The organism is Kitasatospora sp. DSM 101779, from assembly GCF_025655475.1.
Lineage (GTDB): Bacteria > Actinomycetota > Actinomycetes > Streptomycetales > Streptomycetaceae > Kitasatospora.
Map to the genome: position 1 here is coordinate 6855494 of NZ_JAHTIK010000001.1, position 6110 is coordinate 6861603.

Sequence of the window (6110 nt, forward strand, 5' to 3'; positions counted from 1 at the left end):
CGGCCGCCCCGCGTCGACGGCCGAACCGTCGGCGGGGCGGGTCGGGCTGCGGGGCGTCGCCGGTGGCGGAGCCGGAACGGAAGGCACTCATCGCCGGGTTCTACGGCCGCGGGCCGCCCCGGGGTTCACCGGGCGCGCCGGGGTCGGAGCCTGCGGTCCCGGCTCGGGTCCGCCGCTCGCCGGCAGGGCCCGCGGCGCCCCGGCTCCCGCTCCGGCTCCCGCTCCGCCGGCCGCGCCGTTCCGGTCCCCGTGAACCGTGCGGCGCCCACGGCCCGTGACACACGAGAGGACGTGCAGGACGCGCGTCCGGTGAAGCCGAGAACGTGCCCCGTGAGCCGGGAAGGAACCGGATGCAGTCCCGTCGTGACCAGGTGCAGGCGCACATGTTCGTGCTCAGCAGGATGGCCTCGGGCATGCTGCGCGCGGAACCCGACGCACCGGACACCCCCAACGGGCGGACCACCCGGGGCGCCGTGACGGGGCTGGCACTGGCGGTGCTGGTCGGACTGGGAATCGCCGTGTACGGCATGATCAGCCCCGGGGGCAACGACAGTTGGGCCACGCCCGGCACCCTCGTGGTGGTCGAGGAGACCGGCGCCCGCTACCTCTACGTCGGCGGACAGCTGCACCCGGTGCTGAACGACGCCAGCGCCCGGCTGGTGGCCGGCGACCGGATGACGGTGCGTCAGGTCAGCCGGCGCTCGCTCGCGGACGCCCCGCGCGGCCTGCCGATCGGAATCGTCGGCGCCCCCGATGGCCTGCCGCAGGCGGCCGACCTGGCGGGGGGCGTCTGGCTGGTGTGCGGCACCGCCCGGCCGGGCCCGGCCGGCACGCTGGCGCCCCGGCTGGGCCTCCTGGTCGATCCGTCCACCGAGGGGCGGGCCCTGACCAGGGACCAGGGGCTGCTGGTCTCCCGGCCGGACGGCTCCGTGCACCTGCTCTGGCAGGGCCAGCAGTTGCGGGTCGACACCGGGAACCAGGCACTGCAGGCGCTCGGCTACGGGGGAGCGACCCCCCTGCCCGTCCGGCCCGGCCTGCTGGACGCGCTGCCCGCCGGGCCGGACCTCGCCGCACCGCCCGTCCCGGGACGGGGCGAGGCGGGGCCCGCGCTGGGCGGGAAGCCGACCCGGGTCGGCCAGCTCTTCGACGGGCCCGGCGGCGCGCACTACCTGCTCACCCGGGGCGGCCTCGTGCCGCTCACCCCGACCCTGTACGGGCTGGTGCTCGGCGACCCGCGGACCCAGAAGGACGCCTACGGCGGCGCCGCGCCGATCGCCGCGCCGATCGGCGCGATGGACCTCGCCGGGCACACCGCGCCCGGCGCCCCGCCGGGCGCCGGTATCCCGGAACGGCCGCCCGCTCTGGTGGTGCCGCAGCGGGGAGAGGGCGTCTGCGCCGATGTGCACGCCGGGAGCGGGCCCCCCACGACCACCGTCACCGTGCTCGCCGCCGAACAGGCCGAAGCGGGCCGCGCTCCGGCCGTTCCGGCCGGCACGCCGGCGGGCGCCTGCGCGACCGCGGACCTGATCGCCGTCCGGCCCGGCCGCGGAGCCCTCGTCCGGGCGCTGTCCGGTGCGGGCGTCGGCACCGCGGAGTATCTGGTCACCGAGACCGGCGTGCGCTACCCGCTGCCGTCGCCGGCCGTGGCGAAGCAGCTCGGCTACGGCGGACGCACCCCGGGCGGGGTGCCCTCGGCGGTGCTCGGGCTGCTGCCGTCCGGGCCCGCTCTCGACCCGGCCGCCCTCGGTGACGGCACGGGCGCCTCGCCGACCGCCGCGGCCGTGCCGCGGGCGGTTCTTCCGTGCGGCTGAACCAGCCTGTGCCGCAAAGCCGTTGTGTTGAACAGGAATCCCCGCCGGGCCGTCCGCCCGGCGAGCGCAGGGAAGGGAGAACACCATGGTTGACCAGGGCACGTTGGCCAAGGAGGACGAGGCGATCCGCAAGGTCCTCGCCGACCTGGAGCACCAGATCGAGAACATGGTGACCGCCGGCCGTACCGTCGAGCGGATCAAGGAGGAGCTGGCCACGGGCTACATTTCCGGCGCCTCCACCGTGTTCCAGAACAAGGTGGGGGACTGGATGACCCGCTACCAGAAGGTCACCGGTTCCTTCGAGCACTTCATGCAGTCCACCCAGGGCGCGAACCAGATCCTGAACCACGCCGAGGAGGAGGCCCGGGCCCACGCCGCCGACGGCATCTACCAGGGCCTGCAGGGCGACTGAGACCACCACCGAGAAAGGAGAACCGTTTCCCATGGAATTCGGCAGCATCAAGCTCCACCACGAGACCGTCTCGCAGGCGGCGGCCGAACTGAAGCAGGCGGGCCACATGATGGACGACAGCCTGCGCGACCTCATGAACAAGCTGGGGGCAGTGATCGACGGAGGCCACTTCCAGGGCGCCGCGGCCCTTGCCTTCCACGAGTTCTCCCAGCAGGTCAGCGCCAACGCGAGTGCGATGGACAACGACATCGCCGCCGCCGCGGCCACGCTCACCACGATGCACGAGATCATGACGGAATCGGACGGCCAGGCCGGCAAGCAGTTCACCTGACGGATCGGGGCGTCCATCCATGGTCGAGCAGAACATCGAGGTCTCGTTCGACGGCCTCAACAAGTTCGCGGACACGCTGGACACGTTCGAACGGGACGTGAAGGCCGAGAAGTTCAAGATCGGCGAATGCCCGGTCCTCCTGCCGGGGAACGACACCTTCGTGCCGATCGCGAACCTGCGCGAACAGGTCAAGCAGTACCGCGGCAGCCTGGTCGACGCGTTGGAGACCATCAGGGGGAGCGTCGACAAGATCATCGTCGACCTCCAGAACGCGAAGGCGAAACTCTGGGACGGGGAGGGCGACTCCCTGACCGAAGCCCAGATGCTCGACATCCTGCAGGACGTGCTGGGCGGCGGTACGACTCCCACGTCCACTCCGCCGAAGGTCACCTGACCACCGCCGGGGCCGGGCCCGCCGGAGCATCCGCCCGGCCCCGGCGGGCGGTCCGTCCTCTACAGCCGGGAAGACAAGATGGCAGATCCCAAGACGTCCCCCGTGTCCCACCCCTGGGAGGACATGGTGAGGGCGTTCGCGCCCACCTCGCTGACCGACAGCGCCACCCGCGACGACGTGGTCGGCGAGGCCTGGCTCGGCGGTCTGAACGTCCAGACGGACATGGTGGGGAACAACGACAGTCGCAAGACCGGTTTCGACATGTGGGCCGAATGGACCTACGGCGACGGCGACAGCACACTGATCGGCGCGACGTACCGCTGGGACCTCTGGGACAAGGACAAGAGCATCCTCAGCAGGTTCGAATGGGCCGGGCAGCACGTCTTCGAACCGCTGCTGAACGAAGGGCGGAACGACACCACCGACCCGGCGACCTTCACGTCGACGGCCGACCTCATCGAGGGCGTCGACACCTGGTGCATCGAGCGGATCGGCGAAATCGCCGGCTGGGCGGAGCACGTGGACGGCGCGGACAGCGATTTCCAGGGCAGCGCGGCGAACCGGTTCAGGGAAGTGCTGATCGGACTGCGCACCGAGTTCGACCAGTTGCACCGGCGGCTCGGCGGGTCCGGAGTCAGCGGTGACGGCAAGGCCGGCAAGGAGACCAAGAACGACAACGCGGAGAAACTGCGCGCGGCCGGGAGCGCGCTGCGCAAGGCGGCGCAGGACCTCTTCAACGCCTGGCAGAGCTGGCAGGGCAATTCGCCGTACGGAGAATTCGGCGGCGGCTGGAAGTACCTGGCCGATGACTCCAGGATGGCCTGGCCGCACGCCTGCCTCCACCTGGCCTTCATCTGGACGACGCTGGCGCTGACGCCGACCAAGGACGCCAGCGGGAACGTCACCTGGGTGGACACCTCGGGCGGGCCGACGCCGGAGAGCGGGTTGGAGCACGGGTTCGCCCAGGCCCTTGAGCAGACGGCGAAGAACTGGTGGCAGCTCTACGTGGTCTTCATGCTGGACATGCCTGCCATCAACGTCCAGGGCCTGGTGACGGCCGCCTACGACACCGCGGCCGCCCGGCTCGGGAAGTTCGACCCGCCCAGGATGATCCTGCCCACCGAAAAGCCGCCGACCACCCCGAACAGCAAGGGCGGCCCGGACACCAAGGGAGGCCCGGACACGAAGGGCGGCCCGGACCTCAAGGACGACCCGAACAGCAAGAAGGACATCGGTGGTGGGACTCCGCCCCCGCTCACCGGGAACCTCGGCGGCATCGGAGGCAACACCGGGAAGGGCGGCAGCGGAACCGGCGGGGGGCAGGCGCCGCTGCTGGACAAGAACGGCAGGCCGCTCCTCGACAAGGACGGCCACCCGCTGCTCGTGCCGCCCGGCACCACGATCAACGGCAAGGGGGAGCTCATCGGGCCGGACGGCAAGCCGCTGCTCGGCCCGGACGGCAAGCCCCGGACCGTTCCGCCCGGTACCACCGTCGGGAAGCCGGACCCGACGGGTGCCGGGAGCGTCTTCAAGGTCCCGGCCGGTTCCAAGGTCAACGAGGACGGCACCGTCACCGGCCCGGACGGGAAGCCGGTGCTGGACTCCAACGGCAATCCCGTGGTGCTCGACAAGGGTTCGACCGTCGACAAGGACGGCACCGTCCGGGACGCCGAAGGCCGGACGGTCTCGCCGTTCTCCCAGCTGCTGGCGGACCAGGAGCACGCGCTCGGCCTGCGCGGCGGCAGTGGATCCACCGGCGGGTCCGGTACGGGCGGTCTCATCGTCCCGCCGTCGTCGTGGAGCGGCTCCGACGGCCCGGGCACCGGCTCCTTCGGCGGTCTCGGCGGCTCCGGCGGCCGGGCGCTCGGCTCCCTCACGGCCGGGCCGCCCACGGTCGGCACGGGCGGTCGGCTCGCGGAGCTGAACGGCGGTTCGGCCGCCGGGGCCCTGGCCCAGGAGGAGGCCGCCGCGCAACAGGCCGCCGAGGAGTCCCAACTGCTGGGCCGCGGGATCGCGACCACCGGCGGCATGGGCGGCCCGATGATGCCCCCGATGGGCATGGGCGGACTCGGCGGGGCAGGGGCGGGCCAGACGGAGAAGGAGCGGCAGCGCACCACCTGGCTGACCGAGGACGAAGAGGTCTGGGGCACCGACTCCGGTGCGGTGACGGGCGTCATCGGCCGCTGAGCGGAACACCGTCGGCCTTCCCGGGCCGGTCGTCGAACCCGCGGGTCCCGTCCGGCCGTAGAGAGAACCGTACAGCCCAATGGACCGGTGGTCCCGGGCCCGGCGCCGCCGGGCCCGGGGCGTGCCCGCGGGAAGAGACGGAGGTGCGGGCCGATGGAGTTGTCCTTCGCCGAGCAGATCGAGCAGACGATGGCCGCGCTGGAGAAGCAGCAGGCCAGGATGGCCGCGGCGGCCAGGGAACTGGAGACGGCGACCGCCTCGGCGACCTCCAGGGACCGGTTGGTCACCGCGGTGGTGGGCGCTCAGGGACAGGTGGTGTCGCTGACCTTCCACACCACCGGCTACCGCTCGATGGCGCCGGCCGAACTCGCCAAGGCCGTCACCGACGTGCTCAACACGGCGCGCGCCGACCTCGGCGACCGGGTGGCCGCGACGATGGGCGAGTTCCAGGGGCTGGGCGAGACCCTGGCGGCCTCGATGACCGGCGGCACGGAACTGGAGTCGCTGTTCGCCCCGCTGCGGCAGATGCGGCCCGGCTTCGCCGACGAGGAGGCGGCCGAGGAGCGGCGCAGGCGCGACCGGCAGGAGGAGTTCCGTGGGTGACCGGCTGACCTCGCTGGAAGACCTGAAGAGCAAGTTCGCCAAGTACCCGGAGCTGGCCGACCTCTTCAAGGAGATCGAGGCCAAGACCCGGGAGATCAATCAGTACAACAAGAGCTCGGCGGGCAACGACGACCTCGGCAAGACGTACCACCAGCAGGTCGACGAGCCCACCAGCATCATCACCGAGCTGTTCAAGAAGGTGCAGCAGGCCGTCGAGAACGCCGGACAGGGCGGGAAGAACACCGCCGACATCCTGAACGACGGCGACGACCGGGCCGCGCACCTGCCCTGACGCGCCGTCCGGCCCGCCCTGCCGGGGCGGGCCGCCCGCCCTCCGTCCGTCCGCCCCCGGGCGCCGCCGTGCCCGTTCCC

At 72.4% G+C, this 6110-nt stretch carries 7 protein-coding genes; all 7 read left to right on the top strand.

The annotated features are described in order from the left end of the window. The first annotated feature begins 350 nt into the window (after positions 1-350). Positions 351-1811 (top strand): type VII secretion protein EccB, encoded by a 1461-nt coding sequence (eccB, locus tag KSNIM_RS31215; protein WP_263106473.1) that lies wholly within the window; start codon positions 351-353, stop codon positions 1809-1811. Between the two features lie 85 nt (positions 1812-1896). Continuing rightward, positions 1897-2223 (top strand): hypothetical protein, encoded by a 327-nt coding sequence (locus tag KSNIM_RS31220; protein WP_144298752.1) that lies wholly within the window; start codon positions 1897-1899, stop codon positions 2221-2223. Between the two features lie 31 nt (positions 2224-2254). Beyond that, a complete protein-coding gene (locus KSNIM_RS31225; protein WP_263106474.1) occupies positions 2255-2554 on the top strand; it encodes a WXG100 family type VII secretion target in 300 nt (99 codons plus the stop codon). 19 nt (positions 2555-2573) lie between these two features. Beyond that, on the top strand, positions 2574-2948 hold the full coding sequence (locus KSNIM_RS31230) for a hypothetical protein (protein ID WP_263106475.1): 375 nt from the start codon (positions 2574-2576) through the stop codon (positions 2946-2948). Between the two features lie 78 nt (positions 2949-3026). Continuing rightward, positions 3027-5135: a hypothetical protein gene (locus KSNIM_RS31235; protein WP_263106476.1), complete on the top strand. Its 2109-nt coding sequence runs from the start codon at positions 3027-3029 to the stop codon at positions 5133-5135. 153 nt (positions 5136-5288) lie between these two features. Next, complete coding sequence (locus KSNIM_RS31240) at positions 5289-5738, top strand: YbaB/EbfC family nucleoid-associated protein (RefSeq protein WP_263106477.1); 450 nt, start codon at positions 5289-5291, stop codon at positions 5736-5738. Further along, positions 5731-6030, top strand: coding sequence for a hypothetical protein (locus KSNIM_RS31245; RefSeq protein WP_263106478.1), 300 nt, complete (start codon positions 5731-5733; stop codon positions 6028-6030). Before KSNIM_RS31240 ends, KSNIM_RS31245 begins: the two co-directional genes overlap by 8 nt. Positions 6031-6110: the final 80 nt, after the last annotated feature.